Annotated in this window: 22 protein-coding genes and 1 tRNA gene; 11 read left to right on the top strand and 12 right to left on the bottom strand. The window is 66.1% G+C overall.

The features are described from left to right. Positions 1-5: 5 nt before the first annotated feature. The 5 genes from IWX65_RS10915 to IWX65_RS10895 form a co-directional block, all read right to left on the bottom strand. Entirely contained in the window at positions 6-398 is a 393-nt protein-coding gene (locus IWX65_RS10915) for a hypothetical protein (RefSeq protein WP_334683811.1), read from the bottom strand. A 20-nt stretch (positions 399-418) separates the two neighbouring features. Beyond that, complete coding sequence (locus tag IWX65_RS10910; protein WP_196882805.1) at positions 419-1,834, bottom strand: DUF2079 domain-containing protein; 1,416 nt, start codon at positions 1,832-1,834, stop codon at positions 419-421. Beyond that, positions 1,831-2,220: a sterol carrier family protein gene (locus IWX65_RS10905; protein ID WP_196882804.1), complete on the bottom strand. Its 390-nt coding sequence runs from the start codon at positions 2,218-2,220 to the stop codon at positions 1,831-1,833. The genes IWX65_RS10910 and IWX65_RS10905 overlap by 4 nt, the downstream gene beginning before the upstream one ends. Positions 2,221-2,245: 25 nt before the next feature. Further along, complete coding sequence (locus IWX65_RS10900) at positions 2,246-3,247, bottom strand: asparaginase (RefSeq protein ID WP_196882803.1); 1,002 nt, start codon at positions 3,245-3,247, stop codon at positions 2,246-2,248. A 130-nt stretch (positions 3,248-3,377) separates the two neighbouring features. Continuing rightward, positions 3,378-5,060 (bottom strand): molybdopterin-dependent oxidoreductase, encoded by a 1,683-nt coding sequence (locus IWX65_RS10895; RefSeq protein ID WP_196882801.1) that lies wholly within the window; start codon positions 5,058-5,060, stop codon positions 3,378-3,380. A 114-nt stretch (positions 5,061-5,174) separates the two neighbouring features. On the opposite strand from IWX65_RS10895, the gene purD reads away from it, so the two are divergent. The 4 genes from purD (at position 5,175) to IWX65_RS10875 (ending at position 8,465) form a co-directional block, all read left to right on the top strand. Beyond that, positions 5,175-6,494 carry a phosphoribosylamine--glycine ligase gene (gene purD / locus IWX65_RS10890; protein ID WP_196882799.1) on the top strand — a complete coding sequence of 440 codons (1,320 nt, stop codon included), beginning with the start codon at positions 5,175-5,177 and terminating at the stop codon, positions 6,492-6,494. Further along, positions 6,491-7,402 carry a phosphoribosylaminoimidazolesuccinocarboxamide synthase gene (locus tag IWX65_RS10885; RefSeq protein WP_196882797.1) on the top strand — a complete coding sequence of 304 codons (912 nt, stop codon included), beginning with the start codon at positions 6,491-6,493 and terminating at the stop codon, positions 7,400-7,402. The genes purD and IWX65_RS10885 overlap by 4 nt, the downstream gene beginning before the upstream one ends. 164 nt (positions 7,403-7,566) lie before the next feature. Then, positions 7,567-7,941 (top strand): hypothetical protein, encoded by a 375-nt coding sequence (locus tag IWX65_RS10880; RefSeq protein ID WP_196882796.1) that lies wholly within the window; start codon positions 7,567-7,569, stop codon positions 7,939-7,941. A 347-nt stretch (positions 7,942-8,288) separates the two neighbouring features. Then, entirely contained in the window at positions 8,289-8,465 is a 177-nt protein-coding gene (locus IWX65_RS10875) for a YegP family protein (RefSeq protein ID WP_196882794.1), read from the top strand. A 99-nt stretch (positions 8,466-8,564) separates the two neighbouring features. Here the strand turns inward: IWX65_RS10875 and IWX65_RS10870 are convergent, their stop codons facing one another. The 6 genes from IWX65_RS10870 to IWX65_RS10845 form a co-directional block, all read right to left on the bottom strand. Then, entirely contained in the window at positions 8,565-9,125 is a 561-nt protein-coding gene (locus tag IWX65_RS10870) for a dihydrofolate reductase family protein (RefSeq protein ID WP_196882792.1), read from the bottom strand. Positions 9,126-9,274: 149 nt separating this feature from the next. Continuing rightward, a tRNA-Pro gene (locus tag IWX65_RS10865) sits at positions 9,275-9,351 on the bottom strand. 104 nt (positions 9,352-9,455) lie between these two features. After that, positions 9,456-11,333 (bottom strand): ABC transporter ATP-binding protein, encoded by a 1,878-nt coding sequence (locus IWX65_RS10860; RefSeq protein WP_196882790.1) that lies wholly within the window; start codon positions 11,331-11,333, stop codon positions 9,456-9,458. After that, positions 11,330-13,201 carry an ABC transporter ATP-binding protein gene (locus IWX65_RS10855; RefSeq protein ID WP_196882788.1) on the bottom strand — a complete coding sequence of 624 codons (1,872 nt, stop codon included), beginning with the start codon at positions 13,199-13,201 and terminating at the stop codon, positions 11,330-11,332. Before IWX65_RS10855 ends, IWX65_RS10860 begins: the two co-directional genes overlap by 4 nt. Positions 13,202-13,314: 113 nt before the next feature. Further along, a complete protein-coding gene (locus IWX65_RS10850; RefSeq protein WP_196882786.1) occupies positions 13,315-14,256 on the bottom strand; it encodes a metallophosphoesterase in 942 nt (313 codons plus the stop codon). 2 nt (positions 14,257-14,258) lie between these two features. After that, a complete protein-coding gene (locus IWX65_RS10845) occupies positions 14,259-16,493 on the bottom strand; it encodes a transglycosylase domain-containing protein (RefSeq protein ID WP_196882784.1) in 2,235 nt (744 codons plus the stop codon). 37 nt (positions 16,494-16,530) lie between these two features. Here IWX65_RS10845 and IWX65_RS10840 point away from each other — a divergent pair, with 37 nt between their 5' ends. Genes IWX65_RS10840 through IWX65_RS10830 form a run of 3 tightly spaced genes read left to right on the top strand, consistent with a single transcriptional unit; the run spans position 16,531 to position 18,090 of the window. Continuing rightward, positions 16,531-16,686 (top strand): DUF4177 domain-containing protein, encoded by a 156-nt coding sequence (locus IWX65_RS10840; protein WP_148599555.1) that lies wholly within the window; start codon positions 16,531-16,533, stop codon positions 16,684-16,686. Positions 16,687-16,688: 2 nt separating this feature from the next. Further along, positions 16,689-17,171: a RidA family protein gene (locus IWX65_RS10835; protein ID WP_196882782.1), complete on the top strand. Its 483-nt coding sequence runs from the start codon at positions 16,689-16,691 to the stop codon at positions 17,169-17,171. A gap of 4 nt (positions 17,172-17,175) precedes the next feature. Then, positions 17,176-18,090, top strand: a complete 915-nt coding sequence (locus tag IWX65_RS10830; RefSeq protein WP_196882780.1) for an NUDIX hydrolase — start codon at positions 17,176-17,178, stop codon at positions 18,088-18,090. A gap of 115 nt (positions 18,091-18,205) precedes the next feature. On the opposite strand, the gene IWX65_RS10825 is transcribed toward IWX65_RS10830, so the two are convergent. After that, complete coding sequence (locus IWX65_RS10825; RefSeq protein WP_026532340.1) at positions 18,206-18,883, bottom strand: Crp/Fnr family transcriptional regulator; 678 nt, start codon at positions 18,881-18,883, stop codon at positions 18,206-18,208. A 234-nt stretch (positions 18,884-19,117) separates the two neighbouring features. Here IWX65_RS10825 and IWX65_RS10820 point away from each other — a divergent pair, with 234 nt between their 5' ends. The 4 genes from IWX65_RS10820 to IWX65_RS10805 all read left to right on the top strand — a co-directional run bounded on the left by IWX65_RS10820 (position 19,118) and on the right by IWX65_RS10805 (position 24,235). Next, positions 19,118-20,302 (top strand): MarP family serine protease, encoded by a 1,185-nt coding sequence (locus IWX65_RS10820; protein WP_196882777.1) that lies wholly within the window; start codon positions 19,118-19,120, stop codon positions 20,300-20,302. Between the two features lie 196 nt (positions 20,303-20,498). Continuing rightward, entirely contained in the window at positions 20,499-22,190 is a 1,692-nt protein-coding gene (locus IWX65_RS10815; RefSeq protein ID WP_196882775.1) for an ABC transporter substrate-binding protein, read from the top strand. Positions 22,191-22,292: 102 nt separating this feature from the next. Next, positions 22,293-23,297 (top strand): ABC transporter permease, encoded by a 1,005-nt coding sequence (locus tag IWX65_RS10810; protein ID WP_196882774.1) that lies wholly within the window; start codon positions 22,293-22,295, stop codon positions 23,295-23,297. Further along, entirely contained in the window at positions 23,294-24,235 is a 942-nt protein-coding gene (locus tag IWX65_RS10805; RefSeq protein WP_196882773.1) for an ABC transporter permease, read from the top strand. The genes IWX65_RS10810 and IWX65_RS10805 overlap by 4 nt, the downstream gene beginning before the upstream one ends. The last annotated feature ends 354 nt before the right edge of the window (positions 24,236-24,589 follow it).

Below are 24,589 nucleotides of genomic sequence, written 5' to 3'. Positions count from 1 at the left end.
GGGTATTACCGGGTGTCGTCGTCGGTGGGCCTGACGTGCGCGCGCTGTGCGCGGCGGACACTTCGGCGGTCCAGGATCAGCACCACGATGGCGCCCAGGATCAGGCCCGGAATTGCGAAGGCCACGGTGAAGAAGCCGAGCACGGACTCGCGTGTAAGGGTGGGATCCACCGGCCCCGTGTAGGCGACGACGAGGGCCGCGATGAAACCGAGCACAGCACCGAGCGCCATGAACGGAATGAACCGGGGGGCCCTGCGGATGGTTACTTCACGCCGTGCTGTTCCTTCGGGGCGCCCAGTTCCTTCCAGGGGTTCAGGGGTTCCCTGCAGTTCGGTTACCTCCCGGTGCTCGGGTGCGTTCTCGGGGGAGTTCTCGGGCAGCGGCTTCTCGGAGCTCATGGGTTTAAGGCTACCGGCGATCACGGGATCATCTTCACCAGCTGGTAGCCCGCCTCGTCAAAGACGAGTTCGTAGGAATTGCCGGGATACGTAGTTTCTGCGTGGGCCACGGCGTCGGCGGGCCGTACAGGCCCCCAGCTCCAGTCCTGGGCGTCGACGATGAGGTAGTCGGGCGCCGGATTCTCGTTGCCAAGCCAGTACACCTCGGCGTCGGGCGCAAGGTAGGCCATGAGCACCACTCCGCTTTCCACCGACGCTCCGGACGGGATGCTGTCCATCATGCGGTGCGCAGCATCCCACCGCGGAGACTGCTGGTAGGTCTGCGGTTCGGCGAGGGCGGCGAGCGCCTGCCCGGGCAGAAGGGCAAGCGCGACGACGGCGACAGCCGGAGCCACGACTGCGCCGACCACGCGGAGCCATCGGCGGCCGCTCGTCCGCAGCCGGGAGAGTACGTCGACCAAGGCAAGGAAGACCACCGGCATGAGCACTGCGCTGTAGTGCCAGTCGGGGCCCCAATAGCCCTCCTGTTCCGAGGCGAATCGCCAGAGCAGTGTGGGAATCAGCACCAGGGCAAGCGGCGACCGCACGAACAGTGCGCCGCCCGCGAGCAGGAGCAGGCCCACGGTTTCGTATTTCGCCGCGCCGCTCACCAGGGACACCACGGCAAGGCCCGGGTCCGCCATCATCCCACCGACGTCGATGCGGTCCGAGTAGTCGTAGGCACCGCCCGTGTTCAGCGCGGGGAGGATGACGCGAACCGACAGCACGAGCCACAGCGCGCCCCAGGCCGCGAGCCAGAGGCCTGCCTGGGAGCGGAACCGCCAGGCGATGACGAGCCCGAGGACAAGGACGGTCACGCCGAGATCCTCCTTGACGAACACCAGCAGTGATCCCCACGCGACGGCGGGCACGAGCCGCCTGTCGATCAGCGCCTCGAGGCTCAGGGCGAGCAGAGGAACAGCGAAGGCGATCTCGTGGAACTGTGCCGCGACGGCTGACAGGAGCCCCCAGGACAGGCCGAACGCGAGGCCGATGCAGATGCCTGCCCACCGGCCCGCATGCCGGACGCCGGCGCGCGTCACGACGAAAACCGCAAGGCCGAACAGCAGGTTCTGCACCACGAGCAGGGTGAAGCCTGAGGGAAACACCGCGTAGATGGGTCCGAGGAGCACCAGGATCGGGTGGAAGTGGTCCCCCAGGAGGTTGAAGCCGTGGCCCTTGATGGGGACGATCGGGGCTCCGGGAGCGGCGTACGCCTTGGCCAGCTGGGTGAAGATCCCCAGATCCCACGACGGCGAGCTGAGCTGGTGCCATTGCGTGGTCGAGTACGCGATGTAGAGGGACGTCACGGCAAGGCCCACGATCCAGGCGCTGTCGGGTTGGCGGCCGGAAGTAGCGGGGGGCGCTGCGCGAACCCGACTGACAGGTGAGCTCACCGCGGGCCTCCCGCGCCCGGAGCGCTGTGTCTGCTGAACAGGGGGAGCCAGGCTGAAAGGTCCGCTCGCTGGCCCGACGCCGCCACCTTCCCGGCGGCCTGTGCTTCAGCCCAGGTCAGCCCCCCGGTGACGAGTGCGAGCCAGGTGGCGGCGTCGGTCTCCACCACGTTCGGTGGCGTTCCCCGCGTGTGGCGGGGGCCGGCGACGCACTGGGTGACACCGAAGGGCGGAACCCTTACCTCCACGCTGTTGCCCGGGGCGCGCTCCGCCAGCTCCTCGAGGCAGTACCGCACTGCCGCGGCGAGCTCGTTCCGCGACGCGCGCCCGTCCGCCACTTCCTGCAGGGCGGCGGAACCCACCTCCGACGGGATGCGGCGTCGAGCCATGTCGTGTCCTTCCGGGTTGTCCCGTTCAGTCGAGTAGAGCCATCACGGGAGCGGCCAGGCGCAGGCTGCCGACCGGGCGCCCGCCGCCCAGCACGGGTGGTACTACCTTCTCGAGTACCGCGCCCACCGTGTCAGGGTCGATTGCTCCGGAAGCTGCGAACAGGGTGAGTCCTACCAGTGTGGCGGCCCGGTTGTTGCCGTCGAGCACCTTCAGCGCGAGCGCTGCCCCATTGGGCGCGCCGAGCACAAGGACCCCCTCGGCGCCGCTCTTGGCGAGGATTCCGAGTTCCTCCATGACCACTGTGTTCTCCATCCCCCGACCGTGGACGGCCCAGGGGTAGTCGATCATGGCCGTCGCGATGGTGGCGGCGCGGGCATCGGCGTTCTTGTCCGAGGGGGCCTTCGCGATCTTCCCGATCCCCCGTGCGAGGCCTGTCAGCGACACCGTTGCCACCGGAGCCCCGCAGCCGTCCACGCCCCAGTGCCCGGGCGTCTCCTCGGTGTACTCCTCGATGACGTCCGCAATGCCCTGCTGGAGGGGGTGGGCGGGATCAAGGTATGTCGCGTGGTTCCACGAGTTCTCGGTGCACGCCCACAGGAATGCGGCGTGCTTACCGGAGCAATTGAACGCTATCCGTTGCTTCCCCTTGTCGCCCAGCACCAGGCTGATACGCGCCTGCTCGTCCTGCGGCCAGTCCTCGGGGCACTGGAGATGTTCTTCAGTGACTCCGGCGGCGCTCAGCATGGTCCGCACCACGTCCATATGTTCGTCGCTTGCCACATGGCTGGCCGTCGCCAGGGCAACCTGCGGTCCCCTCAGCGGCACTCCCGCCTTCATCGCGGCGAGGGCCTGGAACGGCTTGAGGCTGGAGCGCGGGTAGATCGGCGAGGTGATGTCCCCGAGCGAGGTCACCACACTGCCGTCCGCCGCGAGAACGACGGCGGAGCCCACATGGCGGGATTCGATGAACCCGTTGCGCTCCAGGACGGCAAGGTCAACGGCATCGGCGGAGGTGAAGGTCGGCATGAACCAAGTATTGCCTATGGCGTGGAAGGCTCGTGCTGCCTGAGCACCTTCGAAGTAGGGCCGGAACGGCGGGTGTGCGAAGCCGGCACCCCTGACGTGCGCGGGTTCCGCCGGGGACCGCGCGTGATGGCTAGCCGGCCGAGAACTGTACGGACTGCCACCCTGAAGCGCCGTTCGGCACGGTGTCCGCACGCTCCTCCGTCTGCAGGCCGTCGACGGCGTCGGTGGCCCTGGCGCGGACGGTGTGGCTTCCGGCGTCGAGCGTGAGCTCATGCGACCACTGGCGCCAGGTGTCCACCGAGTATTCCTCCGCGAGGATCACCTCTTCCCACTCGCCGTCGTCCACCGATACCTCGACCTTCGCGATGCCGCGTTGCTGCGACCAGGCCGAGCCGCCGATCCTGACCGGACCTGGAGCGACCTTCGCGAACGCCCTCGGCACCTCGACGCGCGCCATCGTCTTGACCGGTCCCTTCTCCGACCAGCCGCGATCGGTCCAGTACGCCGTCTGGTCGGCGAACCGTGTGACCTCGAGGTCAACCACCCATTTGGTGGCCGAGACGTAGCCGAAAAGGCCCGGAACCACCATGCGGACCGGGAAACCGTGTTCAAGGGGAAGCGGCTCGCCGTTCATGGAGACCGCCAGCATGGCATCGCGTTCGTCCTGGAGAACAGGCAGGGGAGTCGAAGCGCTGAAGCCATCGGAGCTCGTCGAGAGCACCATGTCTGCGCCTTCCATGGGCCGCGCCCGCTTCAGGACTTCGCGCAGCGGGTAGCCGAGCCATTTCGCATTGCCAACCAGGCCCCCTCCCACCGGATTCGAGACGCAGGTGAGGGTGACATGGCGCTCGATGAGATCGGCGTCGAGGAGGTCCTGGAAAGACATCGTGAATTCCTCCTCGACCATGCCGTGCACCCGCAGTTCCCAGGTTGCGGAATCGAGTTGGGGCACGCTGAGCGCAGTATCGATGCGGTAGAAATCCTGATTCGGAGTCAGCCAGGAGGTAACCCCCTCCACGTCCACCTCTACCCCGGCGGGCACCGGCTCGGCCGGGCTGGCGGGGACCGGAAAGGTGAGGCTGTCGCGCGCCGCCGACATATTGCTCCGGATGCTGCCGAGCACGCGCCCTCCGGTGGCCGCGGCGCCGGCCACGATCGCGGTCACTCCGGCTGCGGCGAAGAAGGAGCGGCGCGACGGCGACATCGCGCCGCCATCGCCGCGGTCAGCCGTGGTTGTTGACGCGGCTGCGCTTGAGGCAGCGGCGCCCGATGAGGCGGCACTGCGCCGGCCCGTGGCGGGAACCGCAGGTGCGGCATCGACGACGACGACGCCGTCGTCATGCTGTGCTCGCCCTGCGGCGCCGGAGTGGAGGCGGGCGATCAGCCAGCGGAGGGCCAGCAGGCCGGCGGCGGTGCCGATGATCGACGGGGCGGCATCGAGCAGCGTGGCACCGGCCCGCGAGAGGACACTCGCGACCATCACGAGTCCCATCAGCACGACGCCGACCGCACCGAGTGCCCACCTCCGGAAGGCGACGATGCCGAGTATCGCGGCGAGAGCCACGATGGTCACGGCCATGCCCACGAAGAGGGCCACCTTGTCATCGGTGCCGAACGTGTCGATCGCGAAGTCCTTCAACCAGGCCGGCGTGAAGTCAATGAAGGTCGAGCCGAGCGCGATCAGGGGAGTGGCACGGGCCGCGTAGAAGGCACCGACCAGTTCGGCAGTCCCGAGGACCAGGCCCGCGGCGAGGATTCCCGCAAGGGCGGCGAGCGCGGTGGCTTCGCGGGAGATTTTCCGAATGGTGTTCATGGTGGGTATTCGGAGGGGTGCTGCCCGGGTATGGGTAACGGCTGGGTGACGCTCTCCCGTAACAGGGGCCGCGGGCTTCGCCGGGAGCGTTCACTCCCAGTACGCTGGTCGACTGTGAAGGTTCTTGTGATAGGCCCCGGCGGCCGTGAACACGCCCTTGTCCGTGTGCTGCTGACCGACCCTTTCGTCCGCGAAGTCCACGCCGCCCCCGGCAACGCGGGAATGGCGGCGATCGTGCCCACGCACGACGTCGACGCCAACGATCCCCTGGTTGTCACGGCCCTTGCCCGGCGGCTCGGATCGGACCTGGTGGTGATCGGGCCGGAGGCTCCGCTGGCGGCCGGGGTGGCGGACGCCCTCCGTGACGCCGGGATTCCGGTCTTCGGGCCCTCCCGCGCAGCGGCCCAGCTCGAGGCGTCGAAAGCCTTCGCCAAGCAGGTCATGGCGTCAGCGGGAGTTCCGACGGCGATGGCCATGGTGGCCACGACCATCAGCCAGGCCGAGGAAGCGCTGCGCACGTTCGGGGCGCCCTACGTGGTCAAGGATGACGGACTGGCAGCAGGCAAGGGCGTGGTGGTCACCGAGGACCGCGTCGAAGCCCTCGCCCATGCCGAGGCCTGTTTCGCGGTGGGCGGCAGCGTGGTCATCGAGGAATACCTGGACGGCCCCGAGGTCTCACTGTTCGTCCTCTCCGACGGGCAGCACGTCCTGCCGCTCGCTCCCGCGCAGGACTTCAAGCGTATCTCCGACGGCGACACCGGCCCCAACACCGGCGGAATGGGCGCGTATTCGCCGCTCGACTGGGCACCCGCCGGGCTGGTCGACGAGGTCATCGACCGGGTGGCCCAGCCTGTCATCGACGAAATGGCGCACCGAGGGACCCCGTTCATCGGGGTGCTGTACTGCGGGCTTGCCCTGACCTCCCGCGGAACGCGTGTCATCGAGTTCAATGCGCGGTTCGGTGACCCCGAGACGCAGGCCGTGCTCGCCCGGCTGCGCACCCCGCTGGGTGGGGTGCTGCTGGCTGCCGCGCAGGGCGGACTCGAGAAGATCCAATCCCTCACCTGGTCCAGGCGCAGTGCGGTGGCCGTGGTGCTGGCGTCGGAGAATTACCCTGAAGCACCTGTCACCGGTGGGCGTATCCGCGGGCTCAAGAAGGCCGGCCGCCTGGAGGATGTCCAGGTGCTTCATGCCGGGACCGCAGTGGCGGACGGCAAGGTGGTGAGTGCCGGTGGTCGGGTGCTCGCCGTCGTCGGGCTAGGGGATGATCTCGAAAGCGCTCGGAGGAAGGCCTACGAGGGAATGTCGTTGATCGAACTCGAGGGCGGGCAGTTCCGCACCGATATCGCACTGAGGGCCTTGCGGGGTGAGGTTCGCGCTGCCGGCGCGCCTCCCGCTTCGGCTGCAGCTTTCCCGCAGGGCGCCGAGGCATGAGCACGCGTACGCCCTGGCTCCCCGCGCATCCCGAGCTTCCGGGATGGACCCACGTGTACTCGGGCAAGGTCCGGGACCTCTACGAACCGGCGGACGGGGGCGATTCCGATGTCGTGCTGGTGGTGGCGAGTGACCGCATCAGCGCCTACGACCACGTGCTTGCCACGGAAATCCCTGACAAAGGGCGCGTCCTCACCCAGTTGAGCCTGTGGTGGTTCGAGCAGCTGGCAGGCGTGCCGAACCATGTGCTGGGCTCCGACGCCGCAGCGGGAGTGCCGGAGGCTGTGGCGGGCCGGGCCATGATCTGCCGCAAGCTGGAGATGTATCCGATCGAGTGCATCGCGCGCGGCTACCTGACCGGAAGCGGACTTCTCGAGTACCGCGCGTCGGGCACCGTCTGCTCCCTGCCGCTGCCCGAGGGACTCGTGGACGGCTCGCGGCTCGAGCCGGCGCTGTTCACGCCGTCCGCGAAGGCCGAGGTGGGCGAGCACGACGAGAACATCAGCTACGACGCCGTCGTCATGGCTGTGGGCGACGACGCCGCGGACCAGCTGCGCTCGCTGACACTCGATATCTATGCGCGGGCCGAGGTCATTGCCCGGGAGCGGGGGATCATCCTCGCCGACACCAAGGTTGAATTCGGACTCGATCCGCTCACCGGGCTCATCACGCTGGGCGATGAGGTACTGACGCCGGATTCGTCGCGGTTCTGGGATGCCTCCCTCTACTCGCCGGGCCAGGCCCAGCCGTCCTTCGACAAGCAGTTCGTGCGTGACTGGCTGACCTCTGACGCCTCGGGGTGGGATCGCTCGGCACCGCCGCCGCCGCTGCCCGACGACGTCGTCGACCGCACCCGCGGCCGGTATATCGAGGCGTATGAGCGACTGACGGGCCGGACGTTCGCTTAGCCGGCGGGTTCGGGGCGGTAAGCCGAACCCCTGGTCGGCTGCTTAGCACCCTTGCCAGCCTTGGAGCAATCATAGGATTGCTGAGTTTCCTTTCCTGATCATGTGATTTATGCTTTCCAGACGGCCTAGCAGCAGGCCACGCAACCACCATCTGTGGAGCTGACATGAAAAACCCTTCCCTCGTTTCCGACCGCCCGAATCCAGATTCCGTTGCTGAAAGCGTGTTGTCGTGGGCGCCCTCACCGTGGGAGGCATCCGGCTTCGAATTCGAGGGCCGGGGAGTGAAGACGTTTCCGGCAGACCTCTCCGAGGTCTCCACTCGCCGACTTCGGGTCCTCTGCAACCGGATCTACGGGCTCCTGAACAGTGATCATCCGCCGCTGGAGGCCAGGGAACAGTACGAGGTGCTCGTCGAGGAACTCGAATTCAGGAAAACCACCGCGAAAACACGGGTACGTAATCCTGTTGCCGCGCGGCAGCGGCGCCGCTTCGACGTCGGCCATGCGGCGAACGCCCGCATCGGCGGAGCTGATGGGTAGGCGGCAAGCAAACCACGGCGGGTCCACCACCGACCCCGACCGGTTGCCGCGCCGATCACGGGGCGATGCGCGGATGCCGGTGACCCCACCGCACTGCGCCAGTCTGTTGGAAGCGGTCGCGCGGGCTGTCCGAGAGGTGGCGCCCCTGGCGGATCGGGCAGATCTTGGTTCGATCACTTCTGAGCTCGAAGCGCGGATCTGTGATTATTGGGGGGAGCATCACGGTATCACCCGCGCCGAAATGATCGCCACGGCGCGGGATGTGAAAGCCAGTGCAGTTCCAAGTATGAGTGAATAGCACCGGCGGATCCCGATCGCGGGTCTGGAAACGGTAAGGAGAGTTCGAGATGGCAGGACGGTTCGAGATCTACCGGAACGACGGACAGTTCGTTTTTCGGCTGACCGGGGACGACGGCGCAACCCTGGTCACCAGCGAGCCGTACGGTGACGAGGAAACCGCTATCGCGGGGATCAACGGGATCCGGGACTGCGCGTCGACGGCGCTCATCGCGGATCTCAGCTAGCGCAAGCTGCTCCAGGAAGTTCTGACCTCCCGGCAATGCGGGCAACGGGCGGGCGCGGACACCTGGCGACAATCGGAGACCGCCCACCAGGAACGGTGGTCAGGGGGCGGCGGCGTACCGGAGGAACACGACGCCGTCGTCGAAGCGGTGGTGTTCCATCAGAGTGAGGTGCACGCGCGTGCCGGTGGGGAAGAAACGCAGGCCGCCGCCCACCGCGACCGGGCTCACGTAGAGTTGATATTCGTCCACGAGGCCGGCGCGGATGGCATGCTCAGCCAGGCAGGGTCCCGAGATGACGATGTCCTGGTCGAGTGTCGCTTTCATCTGCTGGACTTCTCGTAGGTCGAAGGTTGGTTTGATCTCGGTTCGAGCCGTTGAAGCAGAACCGAGGGTGGTCGAGTAGACGATCTTGTCTGCTGCCTGCCAGGTTCGTGCGAAATCGATGATGAGCTGGTCCTGGCCGGGAATCTGGTCCGCTGTCTCCCACTCCATCATCTCCTCGTACATGCGCCTGCCGTAGAGATGCGTGCCGACAGACCGTTCCCGCCAGGTGAGATACGCCAGGACATCATCTCCCGGAATGCTCCAGTCGTAGTTGCCCTCCGGGTCGGCCATGAAGCCGTCGAGGGACACCGTTCCCGAGCTGATCAACTTCGCCATTGATTCATTTCCCTGCCGACTGGTACCCCCGTCAGCCTGGTTGCTGAAGTTACCGTAGTTACAGATGTTACTTCGGTCACTCTAACGGATGTGGGCTGAGGGCACGCAAGAGGGCTTCGGCCGAACGGCAGAAGCCCTCTTTTCATGCATGGTCGGGGTGACAGGAATTGAACCTGCGACCTCGTCGTCCCGAACGACGCGCGCTACCAAGCTGCGCCACACCCCGATGGCCCGCCTCGACGCCGGCCGAAACCAACACTCGAGGCAACCCCTCAAGGATAGCCGAGGCAACGGGTGCATGCGAAACCGCCAGTGGAACCGGACAGGCCCCTATACGAGGGAATCCTTCCACGCTGCATGCAGCGTCGCGAAACGGCCGGTCCCGCCGATGAGGGCCTCCGGGGTGCCGTCCTCCACCACCTCCCCGTCGTGCACCACCAGCACGCGGTCGGCGATCGCGACCGTCGACAGCCGGTGCGCGATGATCAGGGCGGTGCGCTCGCCAAGCAGCTTCTGCAGTCCCTGCTGCACGAGGCGTTCGCTCGGGATATCGAGCGACGACGTCGCTTCGTCAAGGATCAACACGGCCGGATCGGCGAGGAACGCGCGCGCGAAGCTGATGAGCTGGCGCTGCCCCGAAGACACCCGGCCGCCCCGCTTGTTGACGTCGGTGTCGTAGCCCTCCGGAAGTTCGAGGATGAACTCCTCGGCGCCCACCGCACGGGCGGCGGACTCGATCTCGTCCCGGGTAGCTTCCGGCTTGCCCAGGGCGATGTTGTCGGCAACCGATCCGCTGAAGAGGAATGCCTCCTGCGTCACCATGACGACGGCGCGCCGCAGGTCCCTCTGGTCGAGGTCCCGGAGGTCCACGCCATCGAGTGTGAGGCGGCCCTCGGACACGTCGTAGAAACGGGCGATGAGCTTGGCGATCGTCGACTTCCCCGCTCCCGTCTGCCCTACGAGCGCCACTGTCTGGCCGGCGGGAATGTCGAGGCTCAGGGGCGGAATCACCTGTGGTCCGTTGCCGTAGCGGAAACCGACGTCGGAGAAGGCGACGGCGCCGCGGGGATGGGTCAGCGCCACGGGATTCTTCGGAGGCCGTACGGTAGGAACCTCCTCGAGGAGGCCCGATACCTTCTCCAGTGCAGCCGACGCTGACTGGAACGAGTTGTAGAACATGGCCATCTGGTCCACGGGCTGGAAGAACCGCTTGCTGTAGAGCAGGAGCGCGAGGAGTGCGCCCACCTCCAGGGAGCCGCCCAGGACGCGGAAGCCTCCTACCAGCAGCACGACTGCGACGGTAACGTTGCCGATCAGCACGAGCCCCGGCTGGAAGATGCCGTTCAGGTTGATCGAACGAACCGTCACCTTCCGGTAATCCTCGGCAAGCTCGTCATACCGCTCGGCGTTGACTCCCTCGCGCCGGAACGCCTTGACGGCGCGGATGCCGGTCATCGTCTCGATGAAGTGGACGATCAGCCGGGCGGAGACCACCCGGGACGCGCGGAAGGCAAGCTGTGAGTGCCGCTGGTACCAGCGTGCGAGGAAGAACATCGGCACGGCGGCGGCCAGGATCAGTAGGCCGGTGCGCCAGTCGAGCGCGAAGATCGTGACGGCGGTGAACAGCATGAACATGGCACCGGACGCGAGTGCGCTGATGCCCGAATCGAGCAGTTCACGGAGTGCTTCGAGGTCGGAGGTCTGGCGCGCGATGATGCGGCCCGAGGTGTACTTCTCGTGGAACTCGAGGCTGAGGCGCTGGGTATGCCGGAAGACCCGCAGGCGAAGATCCAGCAGCATGGCCTGGCTCAGTTGGGCTGTCGCCCGCACGTAGCCCGCCGTCAGGACCGAGGCCAGGATCGCCGCAACGAGGTAAGCCCCGCCGGCCATCCACAGCTGGAACGGGTCACCGGAGATGAGCGAGGGCAGAGCATTGTCGATGCCGAACGCGATGATGGCAGGGCCAGCAACACGGGCGGCCTGCGAGATCACCACGAGCAGCACCGTCCAGATGAACTGGCGCCGGTTGGGGCGGATCAGCGAGCCGAGCAGCCGGAATGAACGCGACCGCACCGCCCTGCTCTGGGCCTTGCTGAGGACGACGTCGTCCTCATTGTGCACACCGGCCGAAGTTGCGCCGTGCTGTTCCGGTGCCGGTTCGCCGGCCGGCTCCTCGGGCGGCCTGCCCGTCGTCGTCGTCCGGCTCATGCCAGCGCCTCCTCATCGTTCCGGGCGGATCCGCTTTGAACGGACTCATTCCGCCCTGTTTCGTCCGGGCCGGTGTCTTCGAGCACCGTGTCGAGATCCACAGGATGTTCGTCGAGGCTTGCAATGACGTAGCGGTAGTGACTGCTCCGGGCGAGCAGCTCGGGGTGTGTCCCGACGTCGGCGATGCGGCCGTCCCGCATCAGCGCGACGCGGTCCGCGAGGGCCACGGTGGAGGGCCGGTGCGCGACGATCAGGGTGGTGGTGCCGTGCAGTACCTCACGCAGGCGCTGCTCGACCAGTTCCTCGGTGTTGACGTCGAGGGCCGAGAGCGGATCGTCGAGCACGAGGACCTGAGGCTTGGCCGCGATGGCGCGGGCCAGGGCGATCCGCTGCCGCTGGCCACCCGAAAGACTCAGCCCCTCCTCGCCGATCAGGGTGTCGAGGCCCTGCGGGAGGGAGTACGCGAAGTGGGCCTGGGCGACGTCGAGCGCCTCCTCCACGGCGCGCTCCGCTTCGGCTCCGGGAGCCGCCCTCGAACCCATGAGGACGTTCTCGCGCACCGAGTTCGAGAACAGGGTGGTGTCCTCGAAGGCGACGGCAACATGCGTGCGGAGGTCATCGAGGGAGACGAGCCGGACGTCGGTGCCGTCGATCCTGATGCTGCCGCCCGTGACGTCGTACAGGCGCGGAAGGAGCTGCAGCAGGGTGCTCTTGCCGCAGCCCGTGACGCCCACGAGCGCCATCGTTTCGCCCGCTTCAAGCCGCAGGTCGACCCCGTCCAGCACGTCCCTGGTGCCCTCCGGGGAATCCGGGTACCGGAAGTGCACATCGTCGAGGACCACCTCGCCGCGTGCCTGATCCAGCCGCACCGGCTCGGCGGGGCTGGTGATGGTGTTCTCGGCCTCCATGACCTCGTAGTGGCGGTCGATGGCGGTCTTCGCGGCGAAGGTCATGGCGAGCAGTGGGCCGATGAACTCGACGGGGCCCGCAACGACGGCGGCGGTCGCGAAGAACGCGACCAGAGCGCCGATGCTCACGTCGCCGCCGGCCGCGAGGAGCACGCCCACCACGAGGGACGCGCCCAGTGCGAGTTCCGGAAGCAGCGTCACGATCATGGAGAAGTTCGCAAGCGATCTCGCCTTGTGGATCTCCGTCTGGCGCAGTTCCTCGGCCTGTTCCTCGAAGTCGTCCAGGGCCTCACGGCTGCGCCCGAACGCCTTGAGCACGCGGATCCCGTGGACCGATTCCTCCACCGTGGTGGCGAGGTCGCCGGCCTGGTCCTGGCTTTTCCGTGAGACCCGGCTGTACGAGGTGCGGAAGCGGAAACCGTAGATCATGAGCGGCAGGGCAGCGCCGAGGAAGATGAGGGCGAGGGCCCAGCTGGTCAGGAACATCACGACGACGCCGATCACCACCGTCAATGACGTCACCACGAGCATGATGAGGCCGAAGGCCATCCACCGCCGCATCAGGTTGAGATCGGTCATCGCCCGTGAGAGCAGCTGACCGCTTCCCCAGCGGTCATGGAATTCGAGCGTGAGGTTCTGGAGGTGCCGGTAGAACGAGGTCCGCATGTTCGTCTCGACCGTGGTTGCGGGCGTGATGACGAAATGACGGCGCAGGGCCACGAAGGTGGCTTCGAGGATTCCAAGGAGGAGCACCACTCCCGAGGCGATCCAGACGGTGGATTCCGCCCCGCCGGCGGTGAGGGCGTCGTTGATCAGGACCCTGAACACCTGGGGAATTGCGAGTGCCATGAGGCTCGCACCGAGCGCACAGAGGAGCCCGAGTAGAAGCCTCGGGAGAATGGGCTTCACATGCGGGTACAGGCGGCCGAGCGATTCCCGGAGCGTAGTTTGCTTCGTCATGCCATCTCTTCAAGCGGTCGATGGTTATTGGTGTCCCTCAGCAACCATTCTAGGGCAGGAGAGCGTGGACGCCGACGGCCGCCGCGCCCCTCGTCGAACGAGGGTTTCCCTCGCTAGAAGCGGGTGCGCGGGGTAAGAGTGAGCAGCACTGCCTCCGGTTTGCAGGCGAACCGGACCGGCGCAAAGCGGGATGTCCCGATGCCCGCCGAAACGTTCAGCGGGACCTGGCGTGCTCCGAGTTCCCACGGAGTCAGGCCACGTGCACGCCAGGTGGGCAGGTCGCAATTGCTCACCAGGGCGCCGTAGCCCGGGACGCAGACCTGGCCGCCGTGGGTATGGCCGGCGAGGATCAGTTCCGCCCCGCCCTCGGTGAAGTAGTCGAGGACCCGCTGGTACGGCGCGTGGGCCACTGCTACCCGAAGGTGCGGAGCCTCGGCGGACGTGCTGCTCCCGTTGGGGTACGGCGCGTACTTGTCGCGGGCCAGGTGCGGGTCGTCCACGCCTGTGAAGTCCACGCGGAGCCCGTTGAACCCGACGGACTGCGACCGATTGGTGAGGTCGATCCAGCCTGCCGCGCCGAAGGCACTGAAAAGCTCCGCCCAGGGCAAATCCCGGAGCGGTTTCGCAGCAGACTTCGCCTTGGTGAAGTAGCTGAACGGATTCTTCAATGTCGGTGCGTAGTAGTCGTTGGAGCCGGGAACGAACACTCCCGGAAATTTCAGAAGCGGCGCCAGGGCATCCAGGAGCGGCCCCACCGCTTTCTGGTGACTCAGATTGTCGCCGGTGTTGACCACGAAATCCGGGTTGAGCCGCGCAAGGCCCTTCAGCCAGTCCGCCTTCGATTTCTGGTGCGGCGTCATATGAATGTCGGAGAGGTGAAGTATCCGCAGCGGCTTCGCCCCAGGAGGCAGGATCTGCAGCGTTTCTTCGCGGAGCTGGAACAGTGTCCGCTCCACCACCGAGGCATACCCCAGGGTTGCTGCTGCGGCGGTGACGGTGAGTGCAGCGGTCCAGCCAAGAGCAGCCCCGGTGCGGGGTGTGTCAGTCGTTTTCAACGCTAGTCATTTCCTTCGTCGTCGTCGGCTTCAGGGCTCGCCGGGGCCGAGGGTGCGCCGGAGCGGGTTGGCGTAGGGGTGGGCTTGCGTCCGGTAAGCATTTCCTCGGGCGGGTTGGCGAACGCATCGCCGACGTGGAGGCCCGGGATCTGGCGCATGAAGCTCGCCCAGGACGGCCCGGCGATCAGCCCGCCGTCGATCTCCGGGTACACCCGGCCGCCGATCTGCAGCCCGCTCAGCGAACTGTTCTCGCCGCCGCTTTCACGGTTGCCGACCCAGCTCGCGGTGACCATTCCGGGGTTGTAGCCCATGAACCAGGTCTGGGACCGCCAGTCATTGGTGCCGGTCTTGCCGGCCATCGGGATTTCGCCGTACTCGAGGGCGCTGCCTGATCCCTTCTTCATGACTTCCTGCGTGGCCCAGTTCACGCCGCGCGCCACGTCCTCGGAGATGACCTGCTGGCAGGAGACCTCCGGTACGGGGTAGCTCGTTCCGTCAACGGCCGTTACCTCGGTGAGCGCTCGTGGCTCACAGACGCTGCCCTCGTTGGCGAACCCACCGAAAGCAGTGACCATTGACATGGGCGAGACCTCGCCGCCACCACCGATGAGGGCCGGCGGGTTGATTCCCAGCTTCTCCTCACCCTCGTCGCTGGCCGCCAGGTGAATGCCCATGTCGAAGGCGATGTCCCTGATCTTGCACAGGTCCAACTGCTTCGCGGTGGTCATCGTGATGGTGTTCAGTGACTGCGCCAGGCCGTTGAGCACCGTGCTCGGGTCGTAGTTCGTGTCGCCGTAGTTCTGCGGGGTGTAGCCCTCGCCGTCTTCCGAGTTGATGACGTAGGACCCGCCCGGCTCGCAGCTCGCCCTCCACTTGTCACCGTCGGGATAGGTGCGCTTCCTGCCGTCGACGCTGGTGTTCAGCGCCCGTCCATCGGCGAGCCACGCCGCAACGGTGAAGGGCTTGTAGGTGGACCCGGGCTGGAATCCGCTGGAGCCGCCGAGGCTCTTCGAGGGGTCGCCGTCCTCGAACTGGTCGACGTTCAGGTTCAGGACCGAGTTGCCGATTTCCGCTGAGGGGTCGTACCGGGTGTTCTGGGCCATCGAGAGGATGTCTCCCGTGTTCGGATCCAGGCTCAGCATCGTGTGGCCCACCGCGTTGTCTGTGGTGTCCGGATTTGCCGTTTCGATCACCGCGGTCTGGGCGGCGGCCTGCACCCGTGCGTCGAGGGTGGTCTTGATGGTCAGGCCCGACCGGTAGAGCACCTTCTCGCGGTCCTCGAGCGATTCGCCGTACGCGGGATCATTGAGGATCAGGTGCGTGACATAGTCACAGAAATACGGGGCCTGGGCCGCGCCGACGCAGCCGTTCATGGTGGGGGTGATGACCAGCCCAAGATCGGTGACGACGGCGGCGTCGTACTCTTCCTGGGTGATCTTTCCCGCGTTGAACATCGATGCCAGCACCAGGTTGCGGCGCTCGAGCGCGCGCTCCGGGTTGAGTTCAGGGCTGTAGAACGTCGGCCCGTTCACAACGCCGGCCAGCAGGGCACTCTGCTGGATGTTGAGGTTCTCAGCATCGACGTTGAAGAAGTACTTCGCCGCTGCCTGCACGCCGTAGGTGGTTCCGCTGAAGGGGACGATGTTGAGGTACCCCTCCATGATTTCATCCTTGCTCATCTCCTTCTCCACGGCGATGGCGAGCTTCATCTCGCGCAGCTTGTCGCCCACGGTCTTGCCGCCGCTGAAGACGGCTTCCTCACCACGCTGCTGCGCGGAATCGATGAGGACGTTGTTCACGAACTGCTGCGTGATGGTCGATGCGCCTCGGGTGCTGTCACTGGTGATGTTGCTCGCCAGGGCAGCCATGATGCCCTGCATATCGACACCGCCGTGTTCGTAGAACCGCGCGTCCTCGATGGCCAGCAGGGCGTCGGTCATATTCGGGGAGATCTGGTCGAGGGTGACCGGCTGCCTGTTCTCCTTGTACAGGGTGGCAATCAGGGAGCCGTCGGCTGCGAGGATGTTCGTCGGCTGGGCGAGCGCGTCGCGCTCCAGCTCAGCCGGAAGTTCCTCGAAGAACTCTATCGATGCGGAAGCGCCGGTGCCCGCTGCAGCAGCAACAGGTACGAGCAATCCCGCGGCAAGGACACCACTGAGCGCACTGATTCCGAGAAATGCAATGATCTTCCCCAAGGTGGTCGCCGTGTCGAACAAAGGTGATTTACGAGCAGCCATGTGCTCCAGTTTACTGGTACGCGCTACGCTTTAAGGCATGACGAAATGGGAGTACTCCACAATACCGCTGATCATCCACGCCACGAAGCAGATTTTGGACCAGTGGGGCGACGACGGCTGGGAGCTCGTGCAGGTCGTTCCCGGTCCCGATGGGAACGGTTTGGTAGCCTACCTCAAGCGCGAAAAGAACTAGCGGTGACTGTTCCGGACGGCGCTGTTTCAGCCGTCGAAGCCCGGCTCGAAGAGCTCGGAATAGTGCTTCCGGCCGTAGTGCCGCCCCTGGCTTCCTACGTGCCGGCCGTCATCTCAGGCAACTATGTCTACACCTCCGGGCAGCTTCCGCTGATTAATGGGAAACTCCCAGCTTCGGGAAAGGTGGGGGCCGACGTCGATCCGGAAACCGCCCAGCGGCTCGCGGGGACCTGCGCGGTGAACGCCCTGGCAGCCGTCAAGGCGCAGATCGGCGACCTCGACCGCATCACCCGCATCGTCAAGGTGACCGGTTTCGTTGCCTCGGACCCGTCCTTCACGGGGCAGCCTGCCGTAATTAACGGTGCTTCGGAACTTCTCGGTAAAATACTGGGTGAGGCGGGCACCCATGCCCGCTCCGCCGTCGGCGTCGCAGTGCTTCCGCTCGACGCGCCGGTGGAAATCGAGATCATCGCGGAGTTCATCTAGCCACGTGGACCGTCTAAGCAACCGTCTGTTTCCTATTCATCCTGACCAGCTCACGGCTGCCAGGAGTTGGGTGGACCACGGGGAACGCACTCCGCTCAAGCCGCGGTCGGCGTCGTCCGTGGTCCTGATCCGCGACAGCGCGGTAGGCACCGAAACATACCTTTCGTACCGGCGCGGGCAGTCGCCGCTCGGCGTCGTGGGATTCCCGGGCGGAAGCATCGAGGAATCGGACGACGACGCCGTGGAATGGTTCGGACCCACGCCCCTTTCGTGGGCGAAGGCCCTGGGAGTCGAGGACCATAACCTGGCACGCCGGCATGTCCTCGCAGCTATCCGCGAGCTGTTCGAGGAGACCGGTGTCCTGCTGGCGGGACCGGACGCATCCAGCTTGGTGGAGGGCACCAACGGCCGTGAATGGATGAAGGCCCGCGAAGCTATCAATGAGGGCGAGTGCAATTTCTCCGAGATCCTGCAACGGCGCGGACTTGGCGTCCGCACCGACCTGATCAAGCCACTCTCGCACTGGCTGAGCCCCGATTTCGCGCATCGGCGCTTCGACACCCATTACTTTGCGGCCGCGCAGCCGGTGAACCAGGAGCCGACGATCCTTGCGAGCAAGGGCGTCTGGGGTGAATGGCGCTGGGCGGCCCAGGAGGTCGAGCGGCGCAACACAACCCAGCTGGGTGACGAGGTGGGTCAGCCGAACACCGTCGGATGCACCCTGAGCGATCTCGCCGTGCCCGCGGTGGAAATCATCCTCGAGAAGATCGGCTCATCGCGCGGCTGCATCGCCTACCTGTCCCACAAGCGTCCGGTGAAGGTCTATTACCCGCAACTCGCAGAACAGAACGGCGGACTCATGCTCGAGGTCGCCTGCCCGAAGCTCACCGAGGGCGGATCGGCGCAGCGCGGCCGGTAGGCGGGCCTTCGTGGCGGACGTCCTGCGTGAGTGGCGGCGTCGTACACCCGCCGCCGCTGCGCACCACCATTCCGGCGGCGCGCAGCAGTGAAAAGAAGAGGCGCGTGCGCGCGCCTCAGCGGCTGCGCTGGCGAAGCCGCTGGATGTCGAGGATGACGACGGCGCGGGCCTCGAGCCGGAGCCAGCCACGTTGGACGAATTCGGCGAGCGCCTTATTGACGGTCTCGCGCGAGGCGCCCACGAGCTGCGCCAGTTCCTCCTGCGTGAGTTCATGGGCCACGAGGATACCGTCGGTTGCGGGGCGTCCGAAGCGGTCCGCGAGGTCGAGCAGTGCCTTCGCGACGCGGCCCGGAACGTCCGAGAAAACGAGGTCGGCGAGGGACTCGTTCGTGCGGCGCAGCCTGCGGGCAAGCGCCTGGAGGAGCTGGGCCGATACCTCGGGGCGGGTCTCCAGGAGTGCGCGGAGGTTCTCGTTCTTCAGGGCGGCGAGGCGGGTTTCCGAAACGGCGGTGGCCGTGGCGGTGCGCGGGCTCGGATCGAACAGCGCCATCTCACCGAAGAGCTCACCCGGACCGAGGATTGCAAGGAGGTTCTCGCGGCCGTCCTGCGCCGTCCTGCCGAGCTTGATCTTGCCCGAGACGATGAAGTACAGCTGGTCACCCTGGTCGCCTTCGCGGAATACCGAAGATCCACGGGAGAGGTCCACCTCGGTCAGCTCATCGGTGAGCGCGGCAAAAACGTCGTCCCCGAGTGTTGCAAAAAGCGGCGCCCGGCGCAGTACCTCGATATCCATTGAATCTCCTTGACGTGGTGGTGCGGACTCCCGCGCGGCCTTCTACCTTCCCATCTTGCCGTACACCGGCCGGATGTGACAGTCGCTACACGCGGGGCGCAACCGGGAGCAAGCACGACGGGAGGGGTTCGGCAATCGATGCTCAGGGTCCTCCCACCTCCGACCGCTAGAATCGGGCCTTGACTGACGGAGGTATGCCGCTTCCTGACCAATTTCCGCTAGGGGAGAGACTACGTGCCGGATTTCACCGTCTTGGACATCGTTTTGGTGATCGTGCTGCTGGTGTACCTCGTCACCGGCCTCCGTAACGGCTTCGTCGTGACACTCGGCGGCATCGCTGGCTTCGTTGCAGGAGCGGTGGCCGCGTTCTTCGCGATACCCCTCGTCAGCGCATGGGTTCCCGACAATGCGTGGCGGCTGCCGGCCGTCATCATCACCGCCATCGTGCTGGTGATCCTGGGCCAGACCATCGGTGCTGCCTTCGGTGCATCGATCCGGCGTTGGCTCAACTTCCCCCCGCTGCGGATCGTGGACCGGCTCCTGGGCGGCGTGGCGAATATCGTGGTGGCCGCGCTGGTGCTCTCGATGCTCGCCTTCAGCGCGGGGACCCTTGGGGTGCCGTTCCTGTCACGGCAGCTTGCCTCCTCCCAGGTCATCCAGACCATCGATTCGACCACTCCGGCGCCGGTGCGAACCTGGATGGCCCAGCTGCGTACGACAGTGGTGGACGACGGCATCCCCACCATCCTTGAGAGCGTCGGCCCGGTCACGCCCGCCCAGGTCCCCGACGAATCCGTTGACACTCCGGAGCTGGCGGCCGCCGCCGCATCCGTGGTGCGCATCGCCGGCACCGCGTTCCAGTGCGGCCAGAACCAGACAGGATCAGGGTTCGTGATGGCGCCGGGCAGGGTCATCACCAACGCCCACGTGGTGGCGGGTGTCGATGAGCCCGTGGTCGAGATTCCGGGGGCTGGAGCGATGCCGGGAAGGATCGTCCTGTTCGACCCGGCACTCGATGTCGCGGTCATCGCCGTCGACGGCCTTGACCGTGCGCCGCTGGCTCTTGGTGAGGAACTCGCCAACGGAACGACGGCGGCTTTCGCCGGGTACCCTGCGGGCGGCCCGTACAGCATCGAGCCCGCGAGCATCCAGAGTCTGTCCCCGGTGCTCGTCCAGAACATCTATGGCACGGATCCCTCGCCCCTGCAGGTGTACAGCCTCGCCGCGAACGTTCAGCAGGGAAACTCCGGCGGTCCGCTCCTTGACCTCCAGGGGCGCGTTGCCGGATTGGTTTTCGCGAAGTCCACCGCCGATGCCCCGGTGGGTTATGCGCTTTCACTTGAAGAACTGCGTCCCATCGTCGAAGAGGCGGGGACCAGGGACGAAGGCGTTTCCGCCGGGCAGTGCACCCGGAGGTAGCGCGCGGCGAGCGGTAGAAAGCCGCGGCTGACCTGGTCGATGCCCGACGACACCAAATCGTGACCATCGCTCCGCCGGAAATACTGAAACAGCTTCCGCAAGAAGTTAGGCTCATTCCACGGACAGAGCGTTAGCCGCCCTCACGGGGCGGATACCGGGTATCCGGCCAGAATCACTCGTTCACCAGGAGCAACATATGTCTAATAGCGGCACCCCTGTGCGCCCTCGCCCCGCCAAAAAACGGGCAGCGCTCACAGCAGGAATTTCGATCAGCGCGCTTCTCCTGACCGGCTGCGTCCAGAGCCAGCGCGAAGAGAACACCGGCACGGAAGGAGAGTCCGCGGTCGATTCCACCTTCGTCTTCGCGGCCTCCGCCGACCCCAAGTCGCTTGACCCGGCCTTCGCCAGCGACGGCGAATCCTTCCGCGTCAGCCGCCAGATCTTCGAGGGACTCGTCGGCGTGGAGCCGGGCACCGCTGATCCGGCGCCCCTTCTCGCCGAGTCGTGGGAAACGGCCGAGGACGGCCTTTCCACGACGTTCGCGCTGAAGGAAGGAGTCACCTTCCATGACGGCACCGACTTCAACGCCGAAGCGGTGTGCTTCAACTTCGACCGCTGGTACAACTGGACCGGCGTCCAGCAGGCACAGACGGTGTCCTACTACTACGGTTCGCTGTTCCGGGGCTTCGCCGACAGCCCGGAAGAGGCCGTCTACGAGTCCTGTGAGGCAAACGGTGACTCCGAGGTCACCATCAACCTCGCGAAGCCGTTCGCCGGCTTCGTTCCCGCGCTTTCGCTTCCGGCGTTCGCCATGCAGAGCCCGACGGCGCTCGAGGAGTTCTCGGCGGACGAGATCGGCGGCTCCGAGGAATCACCGACCCTGAGCGAGTACGCCCTCGGCAACCCCGTGGGAACCGGTCCGTTCAAATTCGACTCGTGGGAAGTGGGCCAGCAACTCGAGCTGTCCATCTACGAGGACTACTGGGGTGAGAAGGGCCAGATCACCAATACGATCTTCCGCATCATCGATGATCCCCAGGCCCGGCGCCAGGCACTCGAAGCGGGAACGATCGACGGCTACGACCTCGTTGCGCCCGCTGACACCGCGTCCCTCGCGGATGCCGGCTACAACATCGTGCCCAGGGACCCCTTCACCATCCTCTACCTCGGAATCAACCACGCAGTGCCCGAGCTGTCCAACCCGCTGGTGAGGCAGGCAATCGCCCACGCCATCGACAAGCAGGCGCTGGTGGACCAGACCCTGCCCGAGGGCACCGAGGTTGCAACGCAATTCATCCCGGACGTCGTGGACGGGTTCAACGAAGAGGTCACCACCTACGAGTACGATCCCGAGCGGGCGAAGGAGCTTCTGGCAGAGGCGGGTTACCCCGACGGCTTCGAGGTCCAGTTCAACTACCCGACGAACGTCTCACGCCCCTACATGCCCACCCCAGAGCAGGTCTTCACCAACCTCACCGCACAGCTGGGTGAAGTGGGAATCACCGTCACCCCGGCACCTGCTGCATGGTCGCCCGACTACCTGAACCAGGTCCAGGGAACCCCGGATCACGGGCTGCACCTGCTCGGCTGGACGGGTGACTACAACGACACCGACAACTTCATCGGTGTGTTCTTCGGACAGGAGAAGCTCGAGTTCGGATTCAACAACCCCGAGCTGTTCGACGCCCTCACCGAGGCACGCGGCATGACCGATCGCGAGGCGCAGACCGCGGCCTACGAGGAGATCAACGAGCAGATCGCCGAATTCAACCCGGCCATCCCGCTGGCGCATCCTGCGCCGTCGTTGGCGTTCGCCCCGCGCGTGACGTCCTACCCGGCGAGCCCCGTCAATGACGAGGTCTTCACCAACATCGAGCTCAGCGAGTAGTACCTGCACCTTGGTGGAGCCGGTCGCCGTGCGGCCGGCTCCACTGTGCTGAGCGAGACTGTACTGATCTACCTTGTCCGGCTTACCTCCGAGAGGACCTGAGTGCTACGCGTCATCGGCAAGCGTATTGCCCTGCTTATTCCCACCCTGTTCGGGTTGTCCATCCTGCTGTTCCTGTGGGTGCGCAGTCTCCCGGGTGGTCCTGCCACCGCGCTGCTCGGGGAGAAGGCGACGCCGGAAGCCGTGGCGAGGGTCAATGAACTCTACGGGTTCGACCGGCCGCTCCTGACGCAGTACTTCACCTACATCGGCAAGCTGCTCCAGGGTGACTTCGGAGTATCGATCAATACCGGGCGCCCGGTGCTCGAAGAGTTCGCGACACGCTTTCCAGCGACCATCGAGCTCACGGTCATCGCCCTGATCTTCGCCATCGGGGTGGGTATCCCGCTCGGTTACTTCGCGGCCCGGTACTACGGCCGTTTCGTCGATCACAGCTCCGTGGTCCTCAGCCTCATCGGCATCACGGTTCCGGTGTTCTTCCTCGCGTTCATCCTCAAATACCTCTTCGCCATCCAGTGGCCGATCCTGCCGCCTGACGGACGGCAGAACCCGCGCATCGACGCGACCCATGTGACGGACTTCTACGTGCTGGACGGACTGCTCACCGGCGAATGGGATGCGGCCTGGGACGCTTTCCTGCATCTCATCCTGCCTGGCCTCGCCCTCGGCACCATCCCGCTGGCGATCATCGTGCGCATCACCCGTGCCTCGGTCCTCGAGGTGCAGAACGCCGACTACGTCCGGACGGCACGGGCGAAGGGCTTGCTCGAACGCACCATCCGGGGGCGCTTCGTGCTCCGCAACGCAATGCTGCCCGTGGTCACCACCATCGGACTGCAGCTCGGCCTGCTCATCTCGGGTGCCGTCCTCACGGAAACCGTCTTCGCCTTCAATGGCATCGGGCGCTTCCTCCGGGACGCGATCTTCGGCCTCGACTATCCGGTGCTGCAGGGATTCATCATCTTCATCGCCATTCTCTACGCGCTCATCAACCTGATCGTGGATCTTTCCTACAGCGTCATCGACCCAAGGGTGCGTGTGCAGTGAGTACAGTCTTGCCTCCCGCCGCCGGCGGTCCCGCGGGCCCCACCGATCCCGCCCTCGACACCGGTGGCGGCACAGGCCTCTGGAAGGACGCGTTCCTCCGACTGCGCCGCAACCCGCAGGCGATCACCGGCGCCGTCATCATCGGAATCTTCCTTCTCGTGGCGGCGCTCGCGCCGATCCTCGCCCCCTACGGCGGAAATGACCTTCCCGGACGGACCTCGATCACCCCCACCACCATCCCTGGACCGGGGGAAATCGACGGCTTCCCGCTCGGGCTCGACCGCTTCGGCGGGGACGTGCTCAGCAAACTGATCTGGGGCGCGCAGGCCTCCCTGCTCATCGGCGTCGTCTCGACCACGCTCGGGCTTGCAGGAGGCATGCTGCTCGGCATCCTTGCCGGTGGCCTCGGCGGGTGGGTGGACAACGTCATCATGCGCTTCGTGGACATCCTGCTCTCCGTGCCGAACCTGCTGCTGGCCGTCAGTATCGCCGCGGTTCTCGGGCAGAGCCCGTATGCCATCATGATCGCCATCGGGGTCTCCCAGATCCCGATCTTCGCCCGCTTGCTCCGCTCGTCGATGCTGTCGCAGCGCGGGTCCGACTACATCCTGGCCGCCCAGACCCTTGGGCTGAGCAGGTCCACCATCACCATGAGCCACTTGCTGCCCAACAGCATGGGCCCCGTCATCGTCCAGGCGACCCTGACCCTCGCGACCGCGGTCATCGACGCTGCAGCGCTTTCCTTCCTCGGGCTGGGCGGCGGGCTTCCCCAGACCGCGGAGTGGGGCCGCATGCTCACCTACGCCCAGGTGGAGTTGGCAGTAGCACCGCAGCTGGCCTTCCTGCCGGGTGCGTGCATCGCCATCACGGCGCTCGGTTTCACCCTCCTCGGTGAGTCGCTGCGCGAGGCGCTGGATCCCAAGACCCGACGGAAGTAGGACGACGCCGGCCCGGCCGGTGGTTCGCCAAAGCGGGCGTACCGACCGCTGATGCGCTACGGGAGCCCGCCCGATTCATTGCCCAGGCTTCCGCTTTCGGCGCAGCGGGTGCACGGGCGGTGGGGAAAGGCGTTCCCATCCCGTGGCCCGCTATGCCTGGCGGACCAGGAGGGGCCGCGTCCCACTCCTCCTTGAAGTGCCCGGGCTGCGCCTGAAGGCTGTCCAGCGGAAGGTGCTGCACCAGCTGCTCGGATCCGATTCACTGCGTCACCGACGGGCCGGCGTCGCAGAACGCCGCTCGCGGACCGGTGCACCCGAACTTCCGGTCACACCTGCTGGGGCGCATCTTCTGGG

This window comes from Arthrobacter sp. CAN_A214, from assembly GCF_015751955.1.
In the GTDB taxonomy this organism is placed as follows: Bacteria; Actinomycetota; Actinomycetes; order Actinomycetales; family Micrococcaceae; genus Arthrobacter_D.
The sequence above is the reverse complement of the archived record's forward strand: the minus strand, read 5'-3'. Positions and strand labels throughout refer to the sequence as shown.